Genomic DNA, 23,218 nt, shown 5'->3' with positions numbered 1-23,218 from the left:
AGCGCTCTCTACCAGTTCAGGGGCGAGGCGCGGGAATGGTCCCCCATCGTAAGGGCGCGGTTCGCACCGGGTGAGCCGGGTGCGGCAACTGGTGCGCAATCGGCGCCGAATGGCTACCGCTTGGTCACCTCTTCCCCTGGAGGAAAGCCGTAATACCGTCAGCGATGCCCTCCGCGGCCCGCTGCCGCCATTGCGGGTCGGTGAACCTCGCCGCGTCCTGCGCGTCCCGCATGTTGCCGCATTCGATGAGCACTTTGGGGACGGTGGAGAGGTTGAGCCCGCCGAGGTCGCTGCGGGCCATCAGCCCCGTGCCGTCCGCCAGGTAGTTCGCGGGCGTAGTGCCCGACGCGGACGCGAAGTGCGCCTTCAGCGCCGCGCCGAGCAGGCCGGACGGCGCCACGATCGGGCGGGTGTCGGCGATCCCCGCGTGCACGGCCTCGGGGGTGATCACGTGGAATCCGCGATTCCCCGCCGCGGAACCGTCCCCGTGGATGGAGACGGCCGCGTCCGCGTGCGCCTCGTTGCCGATCCGCGCCCGCTCGTCGATGCACGGCCCGAACGTACGGTCGCCGTCCTGCGTCAGCCGCACCTTCGCGCCCCGCTCGGCGAGCAGGGCGCGCACCCGCCGGGACACGTCGAGGCTGAACGACGCTTCGGCGTAGCCACCGTTGGTGGAGGTGCCGGTCGTGTCGCATTCCTTGCGGGTGGTCCCGATGTCGACGAGCCGGTTGATCTCGGCGGTGTGGTTGACGTTGTTCGTGTTGTGGCCCGGGTCGATGACCACGGTCTTCCCCCGCAGGAGCGCCGCCGGGGCCGCGGACGTCCCGCCCGCCGGGGACGTTCCGGGCGTTCCGGGCGTACCGGACGCCGTCGGGGCCCGGTCCGCCGCCCGGGACGAGCCCGGTGCCGCGCCGGGGCTGCCCGGCGGGACGGGCGACGAGGCCTTGCCGTTCGTCCGGTCGTCCGGGTTCGCCGGGGCCGAGGCGGACGGCAGGGGCAGCACGCGCTGGGCCCCGTCGTCGCCTCTCGGCCCGTGCATCGACTGGTACACGAGCCAGCCCGCGAAGCAGGTGGGCACCAACGCGGCCACGGAAACGACCGCGGCGCCGGTCCTGCCGCTCATCCTCGACTCGTCGCTGAACACGGTTCCGATGCTATCGGCCACCGGCGGCGGCGTCTCAGATCCCGGCCCCCGTGCGCCGCAGCACCCGCAGCGAGCGGGTCGCGGAGACCTCCGCGAACGCCCCGGAGTCCAGCGCGCGCCGGTACACCCGGTACGGCGCCTGGCCGCCGTCCGCCGGGTCCGGGAACACGTCGTGCACCACGAGCACACCGTCCGGCGCCACGTGCGGGGCCCAGCCCTCGTAGTCCGCGGTGGCGTGCTCGTCGGTGTGGCCGCCGTCGACGAAGACCAGGGCCAGCGGCCGGCCCCAGACCGCGGCGACCTGGGGGGAGCGGCCGGCGACGGCGATGACGTCGTCCTCGAAGCCCGCCGCGCGCAGGGTCCGGCGGAAGGTCGGCAGGGTGTCCATCAGGCCGACCTCGGGGTCGACGAGGTCCTTGTCGTGGTACTCCCAGCCCGGCTGCTGCTCCTCGCTGCCGCGGTGGTGGTCGACGGTGACGGCCACGGTGCCGGCCGCGCGGGCGGCGGCGGCGAGCAGGATGGTCGAGCGCCCGCAGTACGTGCCCACCTCCAGCAGCGGCAGGCCGGGAAGCCGCGCGGCGGCGTCGGCCGCCGCGGCGTGCAGGGCGAGCCCCTCGTCGAGCGGCATGAATCCCTTGGCGGCCTCGAACGCGGCTCGGTGGCTGGGGTCCAGGGTGGCCATGGAGCCGCCTTCTTTCGTCGTCATGGGGTGGTCGTTGGGGCATCCTGCCAGGTGGGGCACCCGGGCCGGGCCCCGGGTCCCGTGCGGGGGCCGGCCCGTGCCGGAGCCGATGTGATTCCTGACCTTCCGTCAGATTGGAACACGTTCTAGTATCCGTCCGCATGGGCATCGGAATCACCGAAGAGCACCAGGAGTTGGCGGCGGCCACCCGCGGGTGGGTCGCCCGGAACGTTCCTCCCGCGGCCGTACGGGCTGCGCTGGACGCTCCGGAGGAGCGCGGGGCGCCCGCGTGGTGGGGCGAGGCCGCCGCGCAGGGGCTGCCGGGGGTGCACCTGGCCGAGGAGTTCGGCGGGGGCGGCGGGGGGCTGCCGGACCTCGCCGTCGTGCTGGAGGAGTTCGGGGCGGCCTGCCTGCCGGGCCCGTTCCTGCCGACCGCCCTGGCGGCGGCGGTGCTGGCGCGGGCCGCCGAGGGCAAGGCACTGCTGCCGGGGCTGGCCGACGGCAGCCGGATCGCGGCCGTCGCGCTGGGCGCGGGGTCGATGACGGCCGAGCCGTCCGGCAGCGGCGGCCACGTCCTGGACGGGACCGCCCCACCGGTGCTCGGCGGGGCGCGGGCCGACCTGATCCTGCTCCGCGCCGGAGCGGTGTGGATGGCGGTGGACGCGGCGGCGCTCGACGTGCGGGAGCGGCCGGGGGCCGATCCGACGCGGCGCACCGCCGAGGTGGTCGCGCACCGCGTCGCCGTGCCGCCCGAGCGGGTGCTGGGGATCGAGCCGGGGACCGTGGAGGACCTGGCACGGGTGCTGTTCGCCGCCGAGGCGTGCGGGATCGCGGGCTGGGCGCTGCGCACGGCGACGGAGTACGCGAAGGTGCGCGAGCAGTTCGGGCGGCCCATCGGGCAGTTCCAGGCGGTGAAGCACGCCTGCGCGGACATGCTGGTGCGCGTCGAGCAGGCGCGGGCGCTGACCTGGGACGCCGCACGCGACGTGCTGCCCCTGACGAGCGCGATGGCGGCGGCCGCCGCCGTCGAGGCGGCCTTCGGCTGCGCCAAGGACTGCATCCAGATCCTCGGCGGCATCGGCTTCACCTGGGAGCACGACGCGCACCTGTACCTGCGGCGGGCGACCGCCGTGCGCCAGCTGCTCGGGGCGGGGCACACCCACCGGCTGCGGGTCGCCGGGCTGGCGGCCGAGGGCGTCCGGCGGGAGCTGCGGCTCGACCTGCCGCCGGAGGCGGAGGCCTACCGGGAGCGGGCGCGCAGCGCGGTGGCGACGGCCGCCGGACTCGATCCGGCCGCCGCCCGCAAGGTGCTCGCCCCCACCGGGTACGCGGCCCCGTACCTGCCGGAGCCGTACGGCCTGGGCGCCGGGCCCGTGCAGCAGCTGGCGGTGCAGCAGGAGCTGCGGGCGGCCGGGGTGAAGGTCAGCGACCTGGGGATCGCCACCTGGGTGGTGCCGTCCCTGATCGCGCACGGCAGCCAGGAGCAGCGCGACCGCCACGTGCCGCGCACGCTGCGCGGCGAGGCGCTGTGGTGCCAGCTGTTCTCGGAGCCGGGCGCGGGGTCCGACCTGGCGTCGCTGCGGACCCGCGCGGAGCGGCTGCCGGACGGCCGGTGGAAGGTCAACGGGCAGAAGGTGTGGACGTCGGCCGCCCAGCGGTCGGACTTCGGGATCCTGCTGGCCAGGACGGATCCGGCGGCGCCCAAGCACCAGGGGCTGACGTACTTCGTGGTGGACATGAAGAACACGCCCGGCATCGACATCCGGCCGCTGAGGGAGATCACCGGCGACTCGCTCTTCAACGAGGTGTACTTCGACGACGCCGTGCTGCCGGCGGACGCCGTCGTCGGGGAGGTGGGCGGCGGCTGGCGGGTCGCCCGCAACACGCTCGGCAACGAGCGGGTGCACATGGCGGACCAGGTGGCCTTCGACACCGGCCTGGAGGCGCTGATCGAGCGGGCCGGCGCGGCCGACGAGGTGGTGCGCGACCGGCTCGGCGGGCTGCTCGTGGAGGCGCACGCGCTGGCCTGCATCGGGCTGCGGACCACGCTGCAGCAGGTGTCGGGCCTGGAGCCGGGCGCCGGCGCCTCGGTGCGCAAGCTCGTCCAGACCCCACACCAGCAGCGCATCGCCGAACTGGCGCTGGAACTGCTCGGCCCGGAGGGCGTCACGGACGAACGCGCCCTGCACGGATTCCTGATGGCGCGCTGCCTGACCATCGCGGGCGGCACGACGCAGGTGCAGCTCAACGTCGTCGCCGAGCGGATCCTCGGCCTGCCCCGTGACTGAAACCGCGGCTGAACCCCTGAAGGAGTGCGCATGACCAGCAAGGTCTTCGTCGTCGGCGTCGGCATGACGAAGTTCGAGAAGCCCGAGACCCGCGACTGGCAGTACTGGGACATGGCGAAGGAGGCCGGCACCGCGGCGCTGGCCGACGCCGGGATCGCCTACGACCTCGTGGAGCAGGTGCCCGTCGGGTACTGCTACCAGGCGTCGACGGCCGGCCAGCGGGCGGTGTACGAGCTGGGGCTCAGCGGGGTGCCGGTCTACAACGTCAACAACAACTGCGCCACGGGCTCCACCGCGCTGATGATGGCCCGGCAGTTCGTGGCGGGCGGTCTCAACGACTGCGTGCTGGCGCTCGGCTTCGAGAAGATGGCCAAGGGCGCGCTGGGCGCCGGATCCAGCGGGGGCGACTTCGCGACCTCGCCGGTCGCCCGGCACTACGGGGTGATGGCCGCGAAGCACGGCTTCGAGATGACCCCGCCGACCGCCCAGATCTTCGGCAACGCCGCCCGCGAGCACATGGAGCGCTACGGCACGACGGCCGAGCAGCTGGCCGCGGTCGGCGCGAAGAACCACGCCCACTCGGCGAACAACCCCAACGCCCAGTTCCAGGACGTCTGGAGCGTCGAGGAGATCCTGGCCGCCAGGACCATCCACGCCCCGCTGACCAAGCTGCAGTGCTCACCGACCTCGGACGGCGCGGCCGCCGCGGTGGTGGTCTCCGAGCGCTTCGTGCGCGAGCACGGTCTGCGGGACCGGGCCGTGGAGATCATCGGGCAGGCGATGACCACCGACACCGGCGAGAGCTTCGCGTCCGGCTCGTGCATCGACGTGGTGGGCAAGCCGATGTCGCGGGCGGCGGCGCACGCGGTCTACGAGCAGTCCGGGCTCGGGATCGAGGACGTCGACGTCGTCGAGCTCCACGACTGCTTCTCCATCAACGAGCTGCTGACGTACGAGGCGCTGGGCATGTGCGGGGAGGGGGAGTCCGGCAAGCTCGTCGCCGACGGCGCCACCACGTACGGCGGGCGCTGGGTCGTCAACCCGTCGGGCGGACTGATCTCCAAGGGCCACCCGCTCGGTGCCACCGGCCTCGCCCAGGCCGCAGAACTGGTCTGGCAGCTGCGGGGGGAGGCGGGACCGCGGCAGGTCGAGGGGGCGGGCGTCGGCCTGGCCCACAACATCGGGCTGGGCGGCGCGGCGGTCGTCACGCTGCTGCGGCGTCCGTGACCACCGGTTCCTGCCGGCGTCCGTCCCGCTACAGCCAGCCGTTCTGGCGGGCCGAGCGGACGGCCTCCATGCGGTTGCGGGTGCCGGTCTTGCCGATGGCCGAGGAGAGGTAGTTGCGGACGGTGGACTCCGAGAGGTGGAGTTTGCCCGCGATGTCGGAGACGGTGGCTCCGTCGGCGGCCGCGTTGAGCACGTCCTGCTCCCGCCCGGTGAGCGGGCTGGGCCCGGCGCTCAGGGCGGCCGCCGCGAGGGCCGGGTCGACGACGCGCTCCCCGGCCAGGACGCGGCGGATCGCGCCCGCCAGCTCCTCGACCGGTCCGTCCTTGACCAGGAAGCCGGCCGCGCCCGCCTCCATCGCCCGGCGCAGGTAGCCCGGCCGGCCGAACGTGGTGAGTATCAGCACCTGGCAGGAGGGCAGCTGCTCGCGCAGATCCGCGGCGGCGTCGAGCCCGCTGCGCCCGGGGAGTTCGATGTCGAGCAGCGCGATGTCCGGCCGGGCGGCGAGCGCCGCCTCGACGATCAGGTCGCCGGCCGCCACCTGGGCGACGACCTCGATGTCGTCCTCCAGATCCAGGAGGAGCGCCAGCGCGCCCCGCATCATGCCCTGGTCCTCGGCGAGCAGGACTCTTACACGTCTCACCTGGCGGTCGTCCGGAGTCGTCTCGTCCATGCCCCAAGACTAAGCGCGGAGTTGCTGGTCACAGCAGCGCAAAGCCCTGTCCGTCTGCCACGGGGGGCAGCAGACGGACGGGGCAGTCGTGGGCCATGCGGGGCGTCAGTGGACGGCTACAGCGATCCCCGGAGCCGTGTACGCGGACGCGTCCTCGTTCTCGAAAGCCCCGGCCAGCCACTCCGAGACGGGGTGTGCGTGCAGGTCTTCGACGGCTCGGCGTTCGGCTGCATCGCCCACCGATGACAGGTGCTCCGAGAAAGCATCGCGGAACGCGCCGCGAGCGGTCTCGATGTAGTCCGTCACGACACCCCCGTCGGTCGGTGAGGCGCCCAGACTCAGCGTCCAGCGGACCCGACGCTTATTGGGCACAAGGAATCCACGCATAGGGCTCTGTTCGCTCATACGGCCGAGCATAGGACCACCCACTCAACCGCGCGGGTCACGCGGCTCCGGCATCGGCTGGATCGTGCAGTCGGGCGCGTGCTGACAGTTCGCGGCGACGGAGACCAGGACACCTTCGGTCGGGTGCCCCCATAGTTCGGCGTCCGGTGTGTACCCGCATTCGCCGATCAGAGCGCGCGTGCGGTCCAGAATGGGCGGGTCGTAGTGCGTCGGGTTCCACCCGGGGTAGTGGTGGACGAAGCCGCCCAGGCGGGCGCACAGACTCGCGTATACGTCCGTGTGCAGGATCAGCGCGTGCCACCCTTCATCCACGATTCGGGAGGGAGCGAGAGCCGTACCGGGGAACTGCGCGCACGCAGCGACGAACTTCAATCCTTCCTCAGCGATACGTTCGGCCATGGGCTTGACCATGGCAGGGTTGCCGTCCTTGATGGTCGAGGTCACCGACGCGAACTGATCAGCGGTGAGCAGATCCCGAATTTCACGCACAATTCACTCCTCCTTGTGGTTTTTGGTGTTCGCCCCGGTCGGCCGTTGGGTGCAATCGACCGGAGCGGGAGTTCCTGGGGTGGGGCTTGCGAGCGTCGCGCCGATCACGAAGCCGCGCGCCGCGCTGACGACGATTACGTGGCTCATGCGCGGCTGCCTTTCACCGGCTCCAGCCGGGGCGGCAAGCGCGGGACGGCCTCGCCGACGATGACGGCTCCCGGAGGTAGGTCATCGGGCGGTACGAGGCAAGCGAAGTCGGTGAACGTGCGCCGATAGCTCATGTGGCCGAACCCCTGAGCGTGCCGCCGGATCCACTCGTCCACGTCAGCGGGATGGCTTCTCCCACCGGACGTGGCCCCGCATGTGGTGTCGTCCCGTGACACGCATTCAGCTGCATACAGAGGCCAAACCGTCGAATCCTGCGTGATCGTGTAAGGCACGAAACGAAAGACGCGGCTCATCGCCGATCACCCGCCGTACAGCCGTGCACGTTGGCGCCGTGATCCCGCTTGCCCTGTCCGGCGCGGTGTTCAGAGCACGCACATCCCTCGAACGCGATCGAGTGAGGTAACCGGTCCGGTTTCTCGACGGACGCCAAGTCTCCTGTGCTGCCGCGTCCCGTCCCTGCTGGACTGCCCATGTCCGCTCCCCTCCACGGTTGTCTCGTCCTCGCTCTGCGCAAGTCCGTACAACGCCCAGACAACGGGACTCACAGCACGCCCACCACGGCAGAAAGGCCGCACCTCGGCTTCATGCCCGCTGCAACGGAGCGGTTCTGGATACGCTGACGTGGGCGGAGAGTTGCCACAGGGAGGACAGCCGGCATGGCCAAGCGTCAGCGGTTCGCGGAGCGTCGGAAAGCGAGCGGCTACAGCCAGGAGCAATTTGCGTCGGCCGTCCAAGTGGACCGCTCGACCGTCCAACGCTGGGAGAGAGGCGAGGTGGATCCTCAACCATGGCAGCGCCCAAAGATCGCCAGGCTTCTGCAGGTAACCGCGAAGGAACTGGACGATCTCCTCAATTCCGACTCTCACATCCCGAGACGGGTAAGCGGCACGTGGCTGAGCGCCAGTACCACTCTGTCCGATGACGAGTTCGGCGCGCATGAACTGGCTCGACGTGTGCAGTCAAGCGACATAGGGGCGGAAACACTCCAACGCCTTGAGCAGAGTTTCGATGACCTTGCGATGGAATACCCTGTATCCCCGCCGCAAGAACTGCTGGAACGCGTACGAACGCACTCCGCTTACGTGGCTCACCTGTTGGACGCGCGGATGACCCTGAGCGAACAGCGTCGCTTGCTCGTCGTCGGCGGATGGTTCCAGCTCCTGGGTGCGACACTGCATATCGACTTGCACCAGGATCACGCCGCCACCGCCCGTTTGCAGACTGCCGCAACTCTTGCGCAGCACGCGGACCACGCCGAGATTCAGGCATGGTGCTACGAAACCGATGCTTGGCGCGTCCTCACCGAAGGCGACTATGCTCGCGCACTGGAATTGTCACTGATCGCGCAGCAGATAGCCCCTGTGGGAAGTTCGGTCGCCATCCAGGCCACGGCGCAAGAGGGCCGCGCCCGGGCTCGTCTCAATGAGCCGCGCGAGACATATTCCGCGATAGGCAGAGTCCAGCAAATGTCGGCCTCGCTCGTCCGACGGAAGAGCGCAGAACACCACTATCAATACGACCCTGGCAAGGCACTCTCCTACACGGCGACCACACTTGCTTGGATCGGTGATCCCAGCGCAGAAGATCACGCGCGAGAAGTGATTGCCCAACTGGCACCCGTTGACGACATACACAAATGGCCGCGTCGGGTGGCATCGGCAAACATTGACCTGGCGCTTACGCTGCTCAACGGTGACCGCCTGGATGAAGCCTGTAGCGCCGCACAGCGAGCCATCCTGTCCGGACGTATTGTGCCCTCCAACCACTGGAGGGCATTGGAGGTCGTCAAGGCGATTGAGTCCCGAAGGGTTTCCGGGGCTTCGGACCTCCGCGAGGCGTACCAGACCTTAAAAGCCATCGAAAGCTAGGATCGGGGCGCCCAGCCGGGACCCGACCACAGCAAAAGGCCCCGCCCTCGCCACCCTGCCGGGAAGCGGGCGCGGTGCGGCGTGGGGGGTCAGCCGGCCAGAACGTTGGTCAGCCGTGCGGCGGCCTTCCCGCCGAACAGGGCGAGGCAGCAGAAGGCTCGCGGGTCTTGGACTCGAACGCCATGTCAGTGGTCAGGCATGGCCTGTCGCGCGCCGCATCAATTGCAGCAGATGGCCACTCATCGAGCTGAACCGGCCGATCGCGTACGCCCACAGCGCCGGGATGTCTTCCTCGGCCAGTGCCGCCAAAGCGCGGTCGAAGTCGGAGCGCTCCACAGGCGTGTACGCGTCGGTCATACGGCGTACTCCTCCTCGACGGGCAGCTCCGCGGTCACCTGGAAGCCGCGGCGCTGCGCCGGGCCCGAGTCCAGGGAGCCGCCGGCCGCGGCCAGCCGCTCCGACAGGCCCCGCAGACCGGTGCCGATGCGGTGCGCCGTGGCGGTGGCGACCGCCGCCGAGCTTACGCCGGAGCCGTTGTCGGTGATCGTCAGGCAGGCCTTCCCGCCGGCGGAGCGCAGTTCGATCTCGCACGAGGAAGCGCCGCTGTGCCGTACGACGTTGGTGACGCCCTCGCGCACCACCCAGCCCAGCAGCGCCTCGGCCTGCGGGGGCAGCGGCGGCCCGGACTCCCGCACGACGACCTCGATGTCGGAGGCGGAGAGCGCTGAGCGGGCCCGGTCCAGTTCGGTGGCGAGGCTGCCCTCGCGGTAGCCGGTGACGGCCTCGCGGATCTCGGTCAGCGCCTGCCGGCCGACCGCCTCGATGTCGGCGACCTGGGTGAGCGCGGCGTCCATGTCGCGCGGCGCGAGCCGGCGGGCGGCCTCGGACTTGACCACGATGACGGAGAGCGTGTGGCCGAGCAGGTCGTGCAGGTCGCGCGAGAAGCGCATCCGCTCCTCCGCCACCGCGCTGCGCGCCAGCTCCTGGCGGGTGGTCCTGAGCATGTGGACGGCGTCGAAGAGGGTCAGGATCACGGAGACGACCAGGCCGGACAGGAAGGTGCCGTAGGAGAGGGTCGCGGTGTTCCAGAAGCTCTCGTGGTGCACCATTCCGCTGATGATCCCGCTCGACGCGCTGAGCCCGAGCAGCACCATCCCCAGCCGCCGGCCGCGCGCGCTGACCCCGCACGCCAGCGACAGCAGCGGGAAGAGCAGCAGCCAGTTGCCCCCGTAGCCGAGGGTGAGGGGGAAGGTGACGGCGGCCTGCGCGACCAGCAGCCGGACCGGCACCGGGCCGCCCTTGTAGCGGTCGCTGAAACCGGCGCGGACGGCGCAGACGTACAGGACGCAGAACGCGGCGAGGCCGGTGCCGGCCAGCCAGGGGAGCTCCACCTGGCCCGTGGCCACGTCGACGGCCGGTCCGCTGGCCATCAGCAGCCAGGGGATGAGCGACCCGCCGTCCGGGCCCTTCATCCGGTCGATCTCCTCGCCGAAGTCCCGGGGCCGGCTCCCGCCGCAGCCGCCCCACCGGCCGAAGGCCCGCAGCCCCCACATGTCGATCATGCCCGTTCCCCCGCCCGTCCCGCCCGTGCCGTGATCAGCCCACATCATGCGGTACGCGCCCCCCGGCGGTAGGAGAGGACCGCGTATCCGCCGAAGAGCAGCAGCCACCCGCCGAGCACCGCCACCGTGCCGGCTCCCGGGGCGTGTCCGGCGACGACGCTCCATCCAAGGTCGCCGAAGCGGGCGGTGGGCGTCCAGCGCGAGAGCGAGGCCAGCCAGCCGGGGAAGAGCGAGGTGGGGAACCACAGGCCGCCGACCACCGCGAGGGCGATCACGCAGGCCGTGTTGGCCAGGCCGGTGGTCTGCGCCGTCAGGCCGTAGCCGTTGCCCAGGCCGAGCAGGGTGAACGGGATGGTGCCGAGCCACAGCAGCACGGCCGCCGCCGCCCACTGCCAGGCCGCCAGCCGCACCCCGTTGATGACGGCGCCGGCCAGCAGCACCGAGCCGATCGCGGGGAGCACGGTCACCGAGGCGGTGAGGGCGCGGGCCACCACGACCTGCAGCGGGCTCATCGGGGTGACGCGCAACTGCCGCAGCCAGCCCAGGCCCTTGTCCTCCGCGACGCCGGTCCCGGTGCCGATCGCCGCGCCGAGGGCGCCGTACGCGGCCATGCCGATCATCGAGTAGGCCGCGTAGTCGGCCTTCTCGTCCCCGCTGACGCCCAGGTTGGTGAAGAGCAGGTACATCACCAGCGGCATGCCGACGCCGAACATCACGAACCCGGGGTCGCGCAGCGCGCGGCGCACCTCAAGCCTGACGTACTCCACGATGACGGGCATCAGATCGTCTCCTTGGTGCGGATCGGGGCTTCCCGGCCGGTCGGCCGGTCCTGGCCAGTCGTCCGGTCCTGGCCGGGCACGTCCTCCTGGCCGCTGGTCAGGGCGAGGAAGGCGTCCTCCAGGCCGGCCGCCGTCACCTCCAGCCCGCGGACGGCGCCGCGTTCGGCGAGGGCGACCACGGTGGCGTCGGAGTCGCTGGTGCGCAGCCGCGCCCGGTCGCCGCGGATCTCGACGGAGGTCACGCCGGGCAGCAGCCGCAGCCCGGCGGAGGTGGCGCCGGCCAGGTCGATGCCGACCAGGCTGCCGCCGGCCGCGGACCTGAGCTGCTCACCGCTGCCGTCGGCGGCGATCCGGCCCCGGTCGACGACCACGATTCGGTCGGCGTTCCTGTCCGCCTCCTCCAGGTAGTGCGTGGAGAACAGCACGGTGTTGCCGCGGTGGGCGTACACGCGCATCGAGTCCCAGAAGGCGCGCCGCGCCTCGACGTCGAGGGCGGCGGTCGGCTCGTCGAGCACCAGCAGCTCCGGGTTCCCGGCCAGCGCGACCGCGAAGCGCACCCGCTGGGCCTGGCCCCCGGAGATCCGGTCGACCCGGCGGCGGGCGAGGCCGGTGAGACCGGCCAGCTCCAGGGCCTCGTCCACGGGCATCGGCGCGGGATACGTCCTGGCCACGAAGGTGACCAGTTCGCGCACGGTCACGCGCGGCACCGGCCGGCCGTCCTGCAGCATCGCCCCGACCCGGCCCTGGCGCACGGCCCGTCGGGCCGTCCCGCCGAAGAGCGCCACCTCGCCCGCGTCCGGCGTGTCCAGGCCCAGCAGCAGGCTGATCGCGGTGGACTTCCCGGCCCCGTTGCGGCCCAGCAGCGCCACGGCCTCGCCGCGCCGGATCTCCAGGTCCACGCCGTCCACGGCGCGGACGCTCCCGAAGGCCTTGACCACCCCCGTGAACCGCACCGCGGGTTCGGATCGCATCGTCGTCGTCATGCGGTCGACGGTACGGAGAGCGGCCCTGACCTCGGCAGAGGTGAATGTACGGGGTCGGCCGGGACAAATGTCACGAGCGGCCCTAGCTGATGGTGCGTCAGCTATTCACAGGGTCAGGGGGATGCGTTATACATGAGCATTGCTAGAACACGTTCTAAACGCGTTCCGGCAGCCCTGATCGACCCCGGCGCGGCCGACGGTGCGGACAGCCGCGCCGGGGTCCTCCACGAGACATCGGACGCGGGCACCGCCGTCGGCCCGCGTGGCGCCCGCCAGTTCCCGTCCCCCTCGGCGAAGGAGCAAGCCGGACCATGCCCATCGACGTCGCGAAGGCCACCGCGGCCGAGCCCCGCACCACCGACCTCGCCTGGGACCACAAGGACGTCCTGCTCTACCACCTGGGCGTGGGGGCCGGCCGGCCGGCCACCGATCCCGACGAGCTGCGCTACACGCTGGAGAGCAGGCTGCAGGTCCTGCCCAGCTTCGTCACCGTCGCGGGCGGCAGCCTGGCCGCCGCGGGCGGGCTGAGCGCGCCCGGCATCGACGTGAACCTCGCCGCCGTGCTGCACGGCGGCCAGCGGATCGAACTGCACCGGCCGATCCCGGCCACCGGGAAGGCCGTGCAGACCAGCAGGATCGCCGCCGTGTACGACAAGGGCAAGGCGGCCGTCATCGTGCTGCGCTCCGAGGTCGCCGACGACGAGGGGCCGCTCTGGGCGGCCGACACCCAGATCTTCGTCCGCGGCGAGGGCGGCTTCGGCGGCGACCGCGGCCCGTCCGTCCGCACCGAGGCGCCGGACCGGGAGCCGGACCGCACCGTCGAGGTCGCCACCCGTGAGGACCAGGCGCTGCTCTACCGGCTGTCCGGCGACTGGAACCCGCTGCACGCGGACCCCGAGTTCGCCAAGCTCGCCGGTTTCGACAAGCCGATCCTGCACGGGCTGTGCTCGTACGGGATCGTCCTCAAGGCCGTGGTCGACACGCTGCTCGACGGCGACGTCGCGCGCGTCCGCGCCTACTCCACCCGCTTCGCCGGGATCGTCTTCCCCGGCGAGACGCTGCGCGTGCGGATGTGGCGCGAGGACGGCCGCGTCCAGGTCTCGGTGACCTCGGCCGACCGGGACGACGCGCCGGTCCTCGCGGACACCGTCGTCGAACACGCCTGACCCGACCGCACAGCGACATCCGCACCCCGTCACACGTCACGCACGACCCGTACGACCCGTACGACCCGTACGACCCGCACCGTTTCCGCACCTCGCGAAGGGAGCCGCCCCCGTGCGCGCAGCAATCCAGCAGGAGATAGGCCAGGACAAACTCGAGGTCGTCGACGACGTCGAGGCGGTGGGATTCGGGCCCGGCAAGGTGCGGATCCGCATCCGGGCGACCGGACTGTGCCACTCCGACCTGTCGGCGATGAGCGGCGTCCTGCCGCAGCCCGCGCCCTTCGTGCCCGGCCACGAGGGCGCCGGCGAGATCGTCGAGGTCGGCGAGGGTGTCACCAACGTCAAGGCGGGCGACCGCGTGCTGGTCTGCTGGCTGCCGGCCTGCGGCGCCTGCGCGTCCTGCAAGCGCGGCCAGACGCACCTGTGCATCGCCGGCTTCCTCAACGCCGGCACCCCCAACTACCGGCGCCCCGGCGGTGACGTCTTCGGCTTCGCCGGCACCGGCACCTTCGCCGAGGAGGTCGTCGTCGACGCGCTGTGCGCCGTCCCGATCCCGGACGACGTGCCGTACGAGATCGCCGCGCTGATCGGCTGCGGGGTCACCACCGGCATCGGCGCCGCCATCAACACCGCCAAGGTGGCGGCCGGCTCGTCGGTCGCCGTCATCGGCTGCGGCGGGGTCGGCATCAGCGTCATCCAGGGCGCGCGGGCGCTGGGCGCCGCCGAGATCGTCGCCATCGACCCGGTCGAGGGCCGGCGCGAGGCGGCGCTGCGGTTCGGCGCCACCGAGGGCATCGCCCCCGACGGGCTCGCCGACGCGAAGAACCGCATCACCGCGGGCGAGGGCTTCGACTACGTCTTCGAGGTCGTCGGCAAGTCCGCCACCGCCCGCACCGCGTACGAGAACACCCGCCGCGGCGGCACCCTGTGCATCGTCGGCGCGGGCGCCATGGACGACAACCTGCAGATCAACATGTTCGAGCTGTTCTTCGACGAGAAGCGCATCCTGCCGTCGCTCTACGGCGGCGGCGACGTGCTGCGCTCCTACGAGCGCGTCATCAAGCTCTGGCGCGCCGGCCGCATCGACCTGGAGGGCCTGATCACCCACCGGGTGCGGCTGGAGGAGGTCAACGACGCCATCGACCAGATGCGGACCGGCGAGGCGCTGCGCACCTGCATCTCCATCTGAGCGGTCCGGGCCGTACCAGAGCGGTCCGGGCCGTCCGGGCCGCCCCGGCCGTCCGGACCATCCGAACCGGAACGCCATCCCTGCAGCTGAGAGGACCAGGATGTCTGTGCACGGGCAGCAACTGTCGGGTCTGGCCGCGATCGTCACCGGGGCCGGGCGCGGCCTCGGGCGCGCCGAGGCCCTGGAGTTGGGGCGGCTCGGCGCGAGCGTCGTCGTCAACGACTTCGGCCAGCCGGGCCGGGACGGCTCCGGCGCGGCCTCCGCCACCCCGGCGGAGGAGGTCGCGGCCGAGATCGTCGCGGCGGGCGGCCGGGCGGTCGCGCACCACGGCGACGTCGCCGACTTCGAGCAGGCCCGGGAGCTGGTGGGGCTCGCCGTGGACACCTACGGAAAGCTCGACATCCTGGTCAACAACGCGGGCATCCTCCGCGACCGGATGATCTTCTCGATGTCGGAGGCGGAGTGGGACGCGGTGATCCACGTCCATCTCAAGGGCCACTTCAACACGACCCACTTCGCGGCCGTCCACTGGCGGGAACGCTCCAAGGCGGCGGGCGGTCCGGTCTACGGCCGCATCGTCAACACGTCCTCCGAGGCGTTCCTCGCCGGCTCGGCCGGCCAGCCCAACTACGCCGCCGCGAAGGGCGGCATCGTCGGGCTGACCACCTCCACGGCGCTGGCGCTGGGCAAGTACGGCGTCACGGCCAACGTGATCTGCCCGCGGGCCCGCACCCGGATGACGGAGGACGTCTTCGCGGGGTACCTGGAGGTGGCGGAGGGGCTCGACCCGCTCGCTCCCGAGCACGTCTCGCCCCTCGTCGGCTACCTCGCCTCACCGGCCGCGGCCCGCGCCAACGGCCAGCTCTTCGTGGTCCACGGCGGCATGGTCGCGGTGGTCGACCGCCCCCGTGTCGCCGCCAAGTTCGACACCGCGAAGGACGTCTTCGCCTTCGAGGAACTCGACGAGCTGCTGACCCCGTACTACGCGGACCGCGACCCGAACGAGACGTTCGCGGCCACGGAGGTCCTCGGCCTCAAGCACGAGTAGCCACGAGTAGCCACGAGTAGCCACGAGCAGTCACGTGCGGCCCCGAGTGGTCACGAGCGGTGCGGTGGCCCAGCGGCATTAGGTCGGCAGGCCAGCAGGCCAGGAGCCCTCCGGGCGGGTCCGGCCGGAGGGCTGCCGGCCGTCAGTCCTGGCTGCCCGCCGGGCGCCGGTGGCGCCCGTGCGCGTCGCCGGCGGTGTCGTGGGGGGACGCGGTACCGCGGTGGCGTCCCCCGGCGTTGTCGCGACCCTCGCCGGGGTCGGATGTGTTGTCGGACATGGAACGTCTCCCCGATGCATGGCGTGGCGGTCTGCGTCTGAATCGGCCGAATATCCCCAACCCGGCCTCTGGGTACGCCCGTTGGTCACCCTCGGTCGCCGAGGGGTCTGGATGCGTAGCCGCTGGCGAGTCTAGTCGGCGGCCGCGCCCGGAGATCATCGGGGTTACCGTGCCCGCGCGGTGTCGAGCGGGGCCTGCTGGAGGGGGAGCACGGACGCCGTCCGCCGCTCCGGCCCGCCGCCGTCCGCTGCCGCCGGCCCGTCCGGCGCGGCGCACGCCACCGCCGCCCGTTCGGGCGCCGGGGCCGGCGCCTCGTACTCGGCCAGTCCGAACGGCCAGCGCTCGCACGCGTACGGCAGCCGCAGCGAGCCGCGCGCCGACCACAGCCCGGTGCCCGCGAGCCAGCCCTCGGGGGAGGTGAGCCACGTCACCGTCCGCTCGCCCGGCCGCCAGACCACCGGCGCGGCCCCGTCGGGACCCTCGGCGCGCAGCGCCACCGCCGACGCCTCCGGCATCAGTATCTGGCCGGACTGGGCGGCGAACGGCGTGAGCACCGTGTCGTCCATCCGCAGCGCCTCGGGGAAGCGCACCGGCCGCCTGCTGCCCAGCACGCCCCAGCCGAGCCGGTCGGTGCCGGGCGCGTCGCTGCGCAGCAGGAGCAGGCCGCTGTCGGGCTCGGCGAGCAGTACCCGGTCGTTGCTGTCGTCGGCGATCTGCAGCAGCGGCGTCACCTCGCCCTGCCGCAGGTCCACGGCGACCGCCTTGGTGCGGCCGCCGTCGGGGCCGACGCGGTCGAGCGCGAGCAGCCGGCCGGTGCGGTCCAGCCAGACGCCGCCGGTGCAGCGGCCCGGCACCGTGGCGAGCAGTTGCGGCCCGCCGCTGTGGTTGCCGCCGCCGCTGCCGCAGACCAGCCACACCTGCGTGGCGGTCTCGGTGTGCGCGAGCGCGAAGGCCGCTCCCGCGACCGGCGGCAGCAGCCGTACCTCCTCGCCCTCCGCCGACCGCAGGGAACCGAGCGGCAGCTCGCCCGTGCCGGGCCCGGTCGGGTAGAGCAGCGCGAGGTCGAAGCGGTCGGCGACGCGGCGGCGGATGAGCACCCGCCCGTCGGGCAGCGGCAGCACTTCGGTGCCGGGTTCCTCCGGCTGGTTGCCGGGCAGCGGGACGGTGTACGGCTCGGGGCCGGTCAGCGTCCAGCGCTCGGGGTACCAGCCGCCCTCACCCGACTCGGTGAGGCAGGCCGCGTACGAGCCGTCGGACGCGATCGTGAACCCCGCCCGCAGCACCGTGGCTCTTTCGATGGCACAAGCCGTCATGTGTTGGTCCACCTCCGGAGGCGACGCTAGTTTTCGCACTTCCGGACGATCAACGCGAGTCGGTGCAGTTCACACGTAAGGGTGGCGGTTTCTCCATTTGTCCGGAGGGTGGGCGGCCGTTGTGATCCGTGACCGGAACCACACATTCCGGACTGGGCCGGGCCGGCGGCGTCCGGCGCCGATCAAGGGCGTAAGGTAAGGCTCGCCTTACCATCTGCACCGTTACCTAGGAGCTCCTCCATGTCTCTTCGGCGCCGCGGCACTGCCGCAGTCGCTCTCGCAGTCGCCGCCGCGCTCTCGCTGGCGGCCTGCGGCTCGTCCGGCGACGGGGGCGCGGCCGAGCCCGCCGGGGCGGGCGGGAAGAAGGCGGTCGCCCAGGGCGGCAAGGGCTTCGGGGACGCGGCGCGCAAGACCGCGGCGATGGGCACCGACGCCAAGCCCGGCCAGTGGCCGCGCACCATCACCCACGCGATGGGCAGGACCGAGCTGAAGGCGCAGCCGAAGCGGGTCGTGGTCCTGGACGTCGGCGAGCTCGACAACGTCGTCTCGCTGGGCATCCAGCCGGTCGGCCTGGCACCCACCGAGGGCTCCCCGGAGCTGCCCTCGTACCTGAAGGGCGCCGCGGGCACCCCCAAGAACGTCGGCACCATCAACAACCTCAACCTCGAGGCGATCGCCGGGCTACACCCCGACCTGATCCTCGGCAGCCAGCTGCGCGCCGCCGACAAGTACGCCGCGCTGTCGAAGATCGCCCCGACCGTGTTCTCGCTGCGCCCCGGCTTCACCTGGAAGGAGAACTACCGCCTCAACGCCGCCGCGCTGGACCGCAGCGCGCAGGCGGAGGCGAAGCTCGCCGCGTACGACACCAAGGCCAAGGCGCTGGGCACGGCGCTCGGCGGCACGAAGCCGACCGTCTCGATGGTGCGCTACCTGCCCGACGGCAAGATCCGGCTCTACGCGGGCGCCTCGTTCATCGGCACCATCCTCAAGGACGCCGGGATCCCGCGCCCCAAGAACCAGCAGGTCGACGACCTCGCCACCGAGATCAGCGCCGAGAACATCGACCAGGCCGACGCCGACTGGGTCTTCACCGGCGTCTACGGGGACGCCAAGGCCACCGACAAGGCCAAGGCCCAGGACAACCCGCTCTGGAAGAACCTGCGGGCGGTCAAGGCCGGCCATGCCTCCGACGTCCCGGACGAGACCTGGTACCTCGGCCTCGGCGTCACCGCCGCCGACCAGGTGCTGGACGACCTGCGCAGCCGCCTCGTCAAGTAGCCCGCCGTCCACCGGCCGCCGGCAGGCCGGTATCCGTCCCCCCGCCCGCCCGCGATTCCGGTCGGCGCGGGGGAGGGCGGTAACCTTCCACACGTGCCCACACTGTCCGACGTCATCGCCGCGCTCGAAACCCTCTGGCCTCCTTCGCAGGCCGAGGAGTGGGACGCCGTCGGCCTGGTCTGCGGCGACCCGGAAGCCGAGGTCACGCGGGTGCTGTTCGCCGTCGACCCGGTCCAGGACGTGGCCGACGAGGCGGTGCGGCTCGGTGCCGACCTGCTGGTCACCCACCACCCGCTGTACCTGCGCGGCACGACGACGGTCGCGGCCACCGGCTTCAAGGGCCGCGTGGTGCACACGCTGATCAAGAACGACGTCGCCCTGCACGTCGCGCACACCAACGCCGACCGGGCCGACCCCGGCGTCTCCGACGCCCTCGCCGGCGCCGTCGGGCTGCGCGTCACCGGGCCCCTCGTGCCGGACGCGACCGATCCGGCGGGCCGCCGCGGCCTCGGCCGGATCGGCGAGCTGGAGGTCCCGCTCACGCTGGCCGAGTTCGCCGCCCGGGCCGCCCGCGGCCTGCCGCGCACGGCGACCGGGCTGCGCGTCGCCGGGGACCCCGAGCAACTGGTCCGCACCGTCGCCGTCTGCGGCGGTTCGGGCGACGGCCTCTTCGCCGACGTCCGCGCGGCCGGCGTCGACGCCTACCTCACCGCGGACCTCCGCCACCACCCCGCCTCCGAGGCCCAGCAGCACGGACTCAGCTCGGACGGTAGGCCCGCGCTGGTGGATGCCGCACACTGGGCAACCGAGTGGCCGTGGTGCGAGCAGGCCGCGGGCCAGCTCGACGAGATCTCGGACCGGCACGGCTGGGCCCTGCGGACGTATGTGTCGCACCAGGTCACCGACCCGTGGACGGCTCACGAGCCGGCGCCGGAAGCTCTGTCCAGCACGTCTTCCCCACGCACTTCCCGCCAGACGCCCGAAGCCATCCTTCCGCCGAGCGCCTCGCGCCCGCAGTCTCACCCAGGAGCCCCCCGCTGAACGCCGCCCCCGCCGACCAGATCCGCCTCCTCGAAGTCCAGGCGCTCGACTCGCGTATCCAGCAGCTGGACCACAAGCGGCACCACCTTCCCGAGCACGCCGAGCTCGACCGCCTCAACGCCGACCTCACCCAGCTGCGCGACCTGCTCGTCGCCGCGCAGACCGAGGAGAGCGACACCGCCCGCGAGCAGACCAAGTCCGAGCAGGACGTGGACCAGGTGCGCCAGCGCGCCGCCCGCGACCAGCAGCGGCTCGACTCCGGTGCGGCGGCCTCGCCGCGCGACCTGGAGAACCTGCAGCGCGAGCTCGTCTCGCTCGCCAAGCGGCAGAGCGACCTCGAGGACGTCGTCCTGGAGGTCATGGAGCGCCGCGAGGCGATGCAGGAGCGCGTCCAGGAGCTCACCCAGCGGGTGGAGTCCGTGCAGTCCAAGGCCGCCGAGGCCGAGGCCCGCAAGTCCGCCGCGCTCGCCGACATCGACGCCGAGACCTCCAAGGCCGCCAAGGAGCGCGAGATCGTCGCCGGCTCCATCCCGGCCGACCTGCTGAAGCTCTACGACAAGCTGCGCTCGCAGCAGGGTGGCGTCGGCGCCGCCCGGCTCTACCAGAAGCGCTGCGAGGGCTGCCGGCTGGAGCTCAACATCACCGAGCTGGGCGAGGTGCGGGGGGCTCCCGCCGACACCGTCGTCCGCTGCGAGAACTGCATGCGCATCCTGGTCCGCACCGCGGACTCCGGCCTCTGATGGCTTCTGCCGCTGGTGGGGTCGACCCGGCCGGTTCGGTCGGTTCCAACGGTTCGGCCGGAACGGGCGGATCGGCCGGTTCGGCTCGCGGTCTCGTCGTCGAGGCCGACGGCGGGTCCCGGGGCAACCCGGGCCCCGCGGGCTACGGCGCCGTGGTCCTCGACCCGGCCACCGGTGAGACCCTCGCCGAGGCCGCCGAGTACATCGGGCACGCGACGAACAACGTCGCCGAGTACCGCGGCCTGATCGCGGGACTGCGGGCCGCCAAGGCCCTCGATCCCGGAGCGTCGGTCAGGGTCCGGATGGACTCCAAGCTCGTCGTCGAGCAGATGTCCGGGCGCTGGAAGATCAAGCACCCGGACATGCGGCCGCTCGCGGCCGAGGCCAAGTCCGTGCTGCCGGCGAGCCAGGTGACGTACGAGTGGATCCCGCGCGAGAAGAACAAGCACGCGGACCGGCTCGCCAACGAGGCCATGGACGCGGGCAAGCGGGGCCGGCAGTGGGAGCCGCAGGCTCCCGTCGTGCGCAGCGAACTGGGGCTGGGCGGCGGCATCGACATCTCGACCCCCGCCGGCGCCGCGGCGGGGGGCCCGGTTCAGGACGCGCTTCCGGAGGCGGCACCGGCCGCGGCTCCGGCGGCGGGCTGGTCGGCTCCCGCCGACCTCGGGACGCCCACCACGTTCCTCCTGCTCCGGCACGGCGAGACCGCGTTGACGCCCGAGAAGCGGTTCTCGGGCAGCGGCGGCGGCGATCCCGACCTGTCGGAGACGGGCCGCCGGCAGGCGCAGCACGCCGCGACCTCGTTCGCTGCCCTCGGCACCGTGCAGGCGGTCGTCAGCTCGCCGCTGGCCCGCTGCCGGCAGACGGCGGACGCCGTCGCGGCCCGCCTCGGCCTGGACGTGCGGATCGACGAGGGCCTGCGCGAGACCGACTTCGGCAGCTTCGAGGGGCTCACCTTCGCCGAGGTGCGGGAGCGTTTCCCGGCCGACCTGGACGCCTGGCTGGCCTCGCCCGACGCCGCCCCGCCCGGCGGGGAGAGCTTCACGGCGGTCGCCCGCCGGGTGGCCCTGTCCCGCGACAAGCTCCTGGCGCGGTACGCGGGGAAGACGGTGCTGCTCGTCACGCACGTGACGCCCGTCAAGACGCTGGTCCGGCTCGCGCTGGGCGCGCCGCCCGAGTCCATGTTCCGCATGGAGCTGTCGGCGGCGTCGGTCTCGACGGTGGCGTACTACGCGGACGGCAACGCGTCGCTGCGGCTGCTGAACGACACCTCGCACCTGAGGTAGGCGGGCGCCGCCGGTCTCCCTTCGGCGGCTCTCCGTTCGGCCGTCCCGTTCAGCAGCGCGGGGCGGCCGCTCCGTTCAGCCGCGCGGGGCGGCCGTCCCGTTCAGGCACGCAGGGCGGCCGCTTCGCGGGCGAGGGCTTCGACGCGGCCCCAGTCCCTGGCGCGGAGCGCCTCGGCGGGCAGCATCCACGTGCCGCCGACGCAGCCGACGTTGGGCAGCGCGAGGTAGCGCGGCGCGGCGGCCGCGTCGATGCCGCCCGTGGGGCAGAACCGCGCGCGCGGCAGCGGTGAGGCGAGCGACGCCAGGTAGGCGGTGCCGCCGGCGGCCGCGGCCGGGAAGAACTTCATCTCCGTTATGCCGCGCTCCAGCAGCGCGACCACCTCGGACGTCGTCGAGACGCCGGGCAGGAACGGCACCCCCGAGGCGCGCATGGCCTCCAGCAGCCGGTCGGTCCACCCGGGGCTGACCAGGAAGCGGGCCCCCGCGGCGACGGCCGCGTCGACGTGCTCGGGCGTCAGCACGGTGCCCGCGCCCACCACCGCGTCCGGGACCTCGCGCGCGATGGCGGCGATGGCGTCCAGCGCGGCGTCCGTCCGCAGGGTGACCTCGATCGCGGGCAGCCCGCCCGCGACGAGGGCGCGGGCGAGCGGTACGGCGTCGGCGGCGTCCTCCAGGACGACGACGGGGACGACGGGGGCGAGGTCGAGCACGGAAGTCATGCCCGTCATCCTGCCTGGGGCCCGTCATTCTCCGCAACGCCCGTTGCGGAGAATGCAACGTCGACGCGTATCAGTGAATCTCGGTCACCAGCACGTCGAGCTTCCCCGGCGCCTGCTCCTCGACCGCGAACCCCAGCTCCCGCAGCGTCGCCATGAGCTTGGCCGGCGTCCTCGGCTTCGCCCCCGACTCCAGCAGGGCGCGCACCAGGCGTCCCTTCGTGGCCTTGTTGAAGTGGCTGACCACCGACCGCTTCTCGACGCCGTCGACGACCGTCACCTGCAGCACCCGCACCGTGGCCGTCCGCGCCGCGAGCTCGCCGCGCGGCTGCGGCTTCCACGCGCTCGCGTACGCCGACGAGCGCAGGTCCAGCACCAGGCCGCCGCCCGCCGCCTCCGGGACGACCTCGGCCATCGGCCCCCGCCAGTACGCGCCGAGCGCGCCCAGCGCGGGCAGCTTCACCCCCATCGAGCAGCGGTACGACGGGATCCGGTCCGTGATGCGCACCGCGCCCCACAGGCCGGAGAAGACCAGCAGCGAGTCCTTCGCGCGGCGGCGGGCGGCGGTGCTCAGCGTCGCGAGCCCCAGGGCGTCGTAGAGCACGCCCGTGTACAGCTCGCCGGCCGGCAGCGTCGGCGCCGTGAGCAGGGCCGCGTCCTTGGCGACCTCGCCGCGCAGCCCCGGGCTCAGCCCCAGGACCTCCGCGGCCTTCTCCTCGTCGCCCGAGCACAGCTCCACCAGCTCGCCCAGCACCGTCGAGCGCGTCGCCGTCAGCCCGGGGAGCGAGAGCGACGCCAGGTCGACGGCCGGACCGGCGCCCACGGCGGCCTTGCCCTCGGACGGCGGAAGCAGGACGAGCACAGCAGTTCTCCCTCGGATGGATCCATACGAACCGGAT

General features: G+C 72.7%; 23 protein-coding genes. 10 read left to right on the top strand and 13 right to left on the bottom strand.

Annotation, left to right across the window (positions count from 1 at the left end; genetic code table 11):
* Positions 1-124 precede the first annotated feature (124 nt).
* Positions 125-1,123 carry an N-acetylmuramoyl-L-alanine amidase gene (locus ABZ721_RS09260; protein ID WP_358788022.1) on the bottom strand — a complete coding sequence of 333 codons (999 nt, stop codon included), beginning with the start codon at positions 1,121-1,123 and terminating at the stop codon, positions 125-127.
* A gap of 55 nt (positions 1,124-1,178) precedes the next feature.
* Complete coding sequence (locus ABZ721_RS09255) at positions 1,179-1,850, bottom strand: class I SAM-dependent methyltransferase (RefSeq protein WP_358787982.1); 672 nt, start codon at positions 1,848-1,850, stop codon at positions 1,179-1,181.
* 137 nt (positions 1,851-1,987) lie between these two features.
* Between ABZ721_RS09255 and ABZ721_RS09250 the strand changes: the two genes are divergently transcribed.
* Both ABZ721_RS09250 and ABZ721_RS09245 read left to right on the top strand, forming a co-directional pair.
* Positions 1,988-4,114, top strand: coding sequence for an acyl-CoA dehydrogenase (locus ABZ721_RS09250; RefSeq protein ID WP_358787981.1), 2,127 nt, complete (start codon positions 1,988-1,990; stop codon positions 4,112-4,114).
* A gap of 30 nt (positions 4,115-4,144) precedes the next feature.
* Positions 4,145-5,341 (top strand): lipid-transfer protein, encoded by a 1,197-nt coding sequence (locus tag ABZ721_RS09245; protein ID WP_358787980.1) that lies wholly within the window; start codon positions 4,145-4,147, stop codon positions 5,339-5,341.
* Between the two features lie 28 nt (positions 5,342-5,369).
* Here ABZ721_RS09245 and ABZ721_RS09240 read toward each other — a convergent pair whose 3' ends face one another.
* The 3 genes from ABZ721_RS09240 to ABZ721_RS09230 form a co-directional block, all read right to left on the bottom strand.
* The gene (locus ABZ721_RS09240; RefSeq protein WP_358787979.1) at positions 5,370-6,011 is read right to left on the bottom strand and encodes a response regulator transcription factor; all 642 of its coding nucleotides are present in this window, start codon (positions 6,009-6,011) and stop codon (positions 5,370-5,372) included.
* 105 nt (positions 6,012-6,116) lie between these two features.
* On the bottom strand, positions 6,117-6,416 hold the full coding sequence (locus ABZ721_RS09235; protein ID WP_358787978.1) for a hypothetical protein: 300 nt from the start codon (positions 6,414-6,416) through the stop codon (positions 6,117-6,119).
* A gap of 24 nt (positions 6,417-6,440) precedes the next feature.
* Positions 6,441-6,905: a hypothetical protein gene (locus ABZ721_RS09230; protein ID WP_358787977.1), complete on the bottom strand. Its 465-nt coding sequence runs from the start codon at positions 6,903-6,905 to the stop codon at positions 6,441-6,443.
* A gap of 824 nt (positions 6,906-7,729) precedes the next feature.
* Here ABZ721_RS09230 and ABZ721_RS09225 point away from each other — a divergent pair.
* On the top strand, positions 7,730-8,941 hold the full coding sequence (locus ABZ721_RS09225) for a helix-turn-helix transcriptional regulator (protein ID WP_358787976.1): 1,212 nt from the start codon (positions 7,730-7,732) through the stop codon (positions 8,939-8,941).
* A 192-nt stretch (positions 8,942-9,133) separates the two neighbouring features.
* Here ABZ721_RS09225 and ABZ721_RS09220 read toward each other — a convergent pair whose 3' ends face one another.
* From ABZ721_RS09220 to ABZ721_RS09205, 4 genes are all read right to left on the bottom strand, one after another.
* Positions 9,134-9,298, bottom strand: coding sequence for a hypothetical protein (locus ABZ721_RS09220; RefSeq protein ID WP_358787975.1), 165 nt, complete (start codon positions 9,296-9,298; stop codon positions 9,134-9,136).
* On the bottom strand, positions 9,295-10,413 hold the full coding sequence (locus ABZ721_RS09215; protein WP_358788021.1) for a sensor histidine kinase: 1,119 nt from the start codon (positions 10,411-10,413) through the stop codon (positions 9,295-9,297). Before ABZ721_RS09215 ends, ABZ721_RS09220 begins: the two co-directional genes overlap by 4 nt.
* A gap of 134 nt (positions 10,414-10,547) precedes the next feature.
* A complete protein-coding gene (locus tag ABZ721_RS09210) occupies positions 10,548-11,273 on the bottom strand; it encodes an ABC transporter permease (RefSeq protein ID WP_358788020.1) in 726 nt (241 codons plus the stop codon).
* 8 nt (positions 11,274-11,281) lie between these two features.
* Positions 11,282-12,265: an ABC transporter ATP-binding protein gene (locus ABZ721_RS09205; RefSeq protein WP_358787974.1), complete on the bottom strand. Its 984-nt coding sequence runs from the start codon at positions 12,263-12,265 to the stop codon at positions 11,282-11,284.
* Between the two features lie 311 nt (positions 12,266-12,576).
* On the opposite strand from ABZ721_RS09205, the gene ABZ721_RS09200 reads away from it, so the two are divergent.
* The 3 genes from ABZ721_RS09200 (at position 12,577) to ABZ721_RS09190 (ending at position 15,668) form a co-directional block, all read left to right on the top strand.
* Complete coding sequence (locus tag ABZ721_RS09200) at positions 12,577-13,431, top strand: MaoC/PaaZ C-terminal domain-containing protein (RefSeq protein ID WP_358787973.1); 855 nt, start codon at positions 12,577-12,579, stop codon at positions 13,429-13,431.
* 112 nt (positions 13,432-13,543) lie between these two features.
* Entirely contained in the window at positions 13,544-14,620 is a 1,077-nt protein-coding gene (locus tag ABZ721_RS09195) for a Zn-dependent alcohol dehydrogenase (protein ID WP_358787972.1), read from the top strand.
* A gap of 100 nt (positions 14,621-14,720) precedes the next feature.
* Positions 14,721-15,668 (top strand): 3-oxoacyl-ACP reductase, encoded by a 948-nt coding sequence (locus tag ABZ721_RS09190; RefSeq protein ID WP_358787971.1) that lies wholly within the window; start codon positions 14,721-14,723, stop codon positions 15,666-15,668.
* Between the two features lie 142 nt (positions 15,669-15,810).
* On the opposite strand, the gene ABZ721_RS09185 is transcribed toward ABZ721_RS09190, so the two are convergent.
* Both ABZ721_RS09185 and ABZ721_RS09180 read right to left on the bottom strand, forming a co-directional pair.
* Complete coding sequence (locus ABZ721_RS09185; protein ID WP_358787970.1) at positions 15,811-15,945, bottom strand: hypothetical protein; 135 nt, start codon at positions 15,943-15,945, stop codon at positions 15,811-15,813.
* A 164-nt stretch (positions 15,946-16,109) separates the two neighbouring features.
* Entirely contained in the window at positions 16,110-17,258 is a 1,149-nt protein-coding gene (locus ABZ721_RS09180) for a hypothetical protein (RefSeq protein ID WP_358787969.1), read from the bottom strand.
* 240 nt (positions 17,259-17,498) lie between these two features.
* Here ABZ721_RS09180 and ABZ721_RS09175 point away from each other — a divergent pair, with 240 nt between their 5' ends.
* From ABZ721_RS09175 to ABZ721_RS09160, 4 genes are all read left to right on the top strand, one after another.
* Entirely contained in the window at positions 17,499-18,536 is a 1,038-nt protein-coding gene (locus tag ABZ721_RS09175) for an iron-siderophore ABC transporter substrate-binding protein (protein ID WP_358787968.1), read from the top strand.
* A gap of 93 nt (positions 18,537-18,629) precedes the next feature.
* Complete coding sequence (locus tag ABZ721_RS09170) at positions 18,630-19,577, top strand: Nif3-like dinuclear metal center hexameric protein (RefSeq protein ID WP_358787967.1); 948 nt, start codon at positions 18,630-18,632, stop codon at positions 19,575-19,577.
* Positions 19,574-20,317 carry a C4-type zinc ribbon domain-containing protein gene (locus tag ABZ721_RS09165; RefSeq protein WP_358788019.1) on the top strand — a complete coding sequence of 248 codons (744 nt, stop codon included), beginning with the start codon at positions 19,574-19,576 and terminating at the stop codon, positions 20,315-20,317. Before ABZ721_RS09170 ends, ABZ721_RS09165 begins: the two co-directional genes overlap by 4 nt.
* Positions 20,317-21,603, top strand: coding sequence for a bifunctional RNase H/acid phosphatase (locus tag ABZ721_RS09160; RefSeq protein ID WP_358787966.1), 1,287 nt, complete (start codon positions 20,317-20,319; stop codon positions 21,601-21,603). The genes ABZ721_RS09165 and ABZ721_RS09160 overlap by 1 nt, the downstream gene beginning before the upstream one ends.
* A 101-nt stretch (positions 21,604-21,704) precedes the next feature.
* Here ABZ721_RS09160 and eda read toward each other — a convergent pair whose 3' ends face one another.
* Both eda and yaaA read right to left on the bottom strand, forming a co-directional pair.
* Positions 21,705-22,322, bottom strand: a complete 618-nt coding sequence (eda, locus tag ABZ721_RS09155; RefSeq protein ID WP_358787965.1) for a bifunctional 4-hydroxy-2-oxoglutarate aldolase/2-dehydro-3-deoxy-phosphogluconate aldolase — start codon at positions 22,320-22,322, stop codon at positions 21,705-21,707.
* Between the two features lie 70 nt (positions 22,323-22,392).
* Positions 22,393-23,181, bottom strand: coding sequence for a peroxide stress protein YaaA (gene yaaA, locus ABZ721_RS09150; RefSeq protein WP_358787964.1), 789 nt, complete (start codon positions 23,179-23,181; stop codon positions 22,393-22,395).
* Between the last annotated feature and the right edge of the window lie 37 nt (positions 23,182-23,218).

The organism is Streptomyces sp. NPDC006733 (genome assembly GCF_040636125.1).
Classification (GTDB): domain Bacteria; phylum Actinomycetota; class Actinomycetes; order Streptomycetales; family Streptomycetaceae; genus Actinacidiphila.
Note: the sequence above shows the minus strand (reverse complement) of the source record. Positions and strands in the feature narration are given on the sequence as shown.

Bases quoted from the DNA above. Each gene is read 5' to 3' on its own strand.
- ABZ721_RS09260 (WP_358788022.1), bottom strand. From the start codon at position 1,123: ATGAGCGGCAGGACCGGCGCCGCGGTCGTTTCCGTGGCCGCGTTGGTG.
- ABZ721_RS09255 (WP_358787982.1), bottom strand. From the start codon at position 1,850: ATGACGACGAAAGAAGGCGGCTCCATGGCCACCCTGGACCCCAGCCAC.
- ABZ721_RS09250 (WP_358787981.1), top strand. From the start codon at position 1,988: ATGGGCATCGGAATCACCGAAGAGCACCAGGAGTTGGCGGCGGCCACC.
- ABZ721_RS09245 (WP_358787980.1), top strand. From the start codon at position 4,145: ATGACCAGCAAGGTCTTCGTCGTCGGCGTCGGCATGACGAAGTTCGAG.
- ABZ721_RS09240 (WP_358787979.1), bottom strand. From the start codon at position 6,011: ATGGACGAGACGACTCCGGACGACCGCCAGGTGAGACGTGTAAGAGTC.
- ABZ721_RS09235 (WP_358787978.1), bottom strand. From the start codon at position 6,416: ATGAGCGAACAGAGCCCTATGCGTGGATTCCTTGTGCCCAATAAGCGT.
- ABZ721_RS09225 (WP_358787976.1), top strand. From the start codon at position 7,730: ATGGCCAAGCGTCAGCGGTTCGCGGAGCGTCGGAAAGCGAGCGGCTAC.
- ABZ721_RS09220 (WP_358787975.1), bottom strand. From the start codon at position 9,298: ATGACCGACGCGTACACGCCTGTGGAGCGCTCCGACTTCGACCGCGCT.
- ABZ721_RS09215 (WP_358788021.1), bottom strand. From the start codon at position 10,413: ATGAAGGGCCCGGACGGCGGGTCGCTCATCCCCTGGCTGCTGATGGCC.
- ABZ721_RS09205 (WP_358787974.1), bottom strand. From the start codon at position 12,265: ATGACGACGACGATGCGATCCGAACCCGCGGTGCGGTTCACGGGGGTG.
- ABZ721_RS09200 (WP_358787973.1), top strand. From the start codon at position 12,577: ATGCCCATCGACGTCGCGAAGGCCACCGCGGCCGAGCCCCGCACCACC.
- ABZ721_RS09190 (WP_358787971.1), top strand. From the start codon at position 14,721: ATGTCTGTGCACGGGCAGCAACTGTCGGGTCTGGCCGCGATCGTCACC.
- ABZ721_RS09185 (WP_358787970.1), bottom strand. From the start codon at position 15,945: ATGTCCGACAACACATCCGACCCCGGCGAGGGTCGCGACAACGCCGGG.
- ABZ721_RS09180 (WP_358787969.1), bottom strand. From the start codon at position 17,258: ATGACGGCTTGTGCCATCGAAAGAGCCACGGTGCTGCGGGCGGGGTTC.
- ABZ721_RS09175 (WP_358787968.1), top strand. From the start codon at position 17,499: ATGTCTCTTCGGCGCCGCGGCACTGCCGCAGTCGCTCTCGCAGTCGCC.
- ABZ721_RS09160 (WP_358787966.1), top strand. From the start codon at position 20,317: ATGGCTTCTGCCGCTGGTGGGGTCGACCCGGCCGGTTCGGTCGGTTCC.
- eda (WP_358787965.1), bottom strand. From the start codon at position 22,322: ATGACTTCCGTGCTCGACCTCGCCCCCGTCGTCCCCGTCGTCGTCCTG.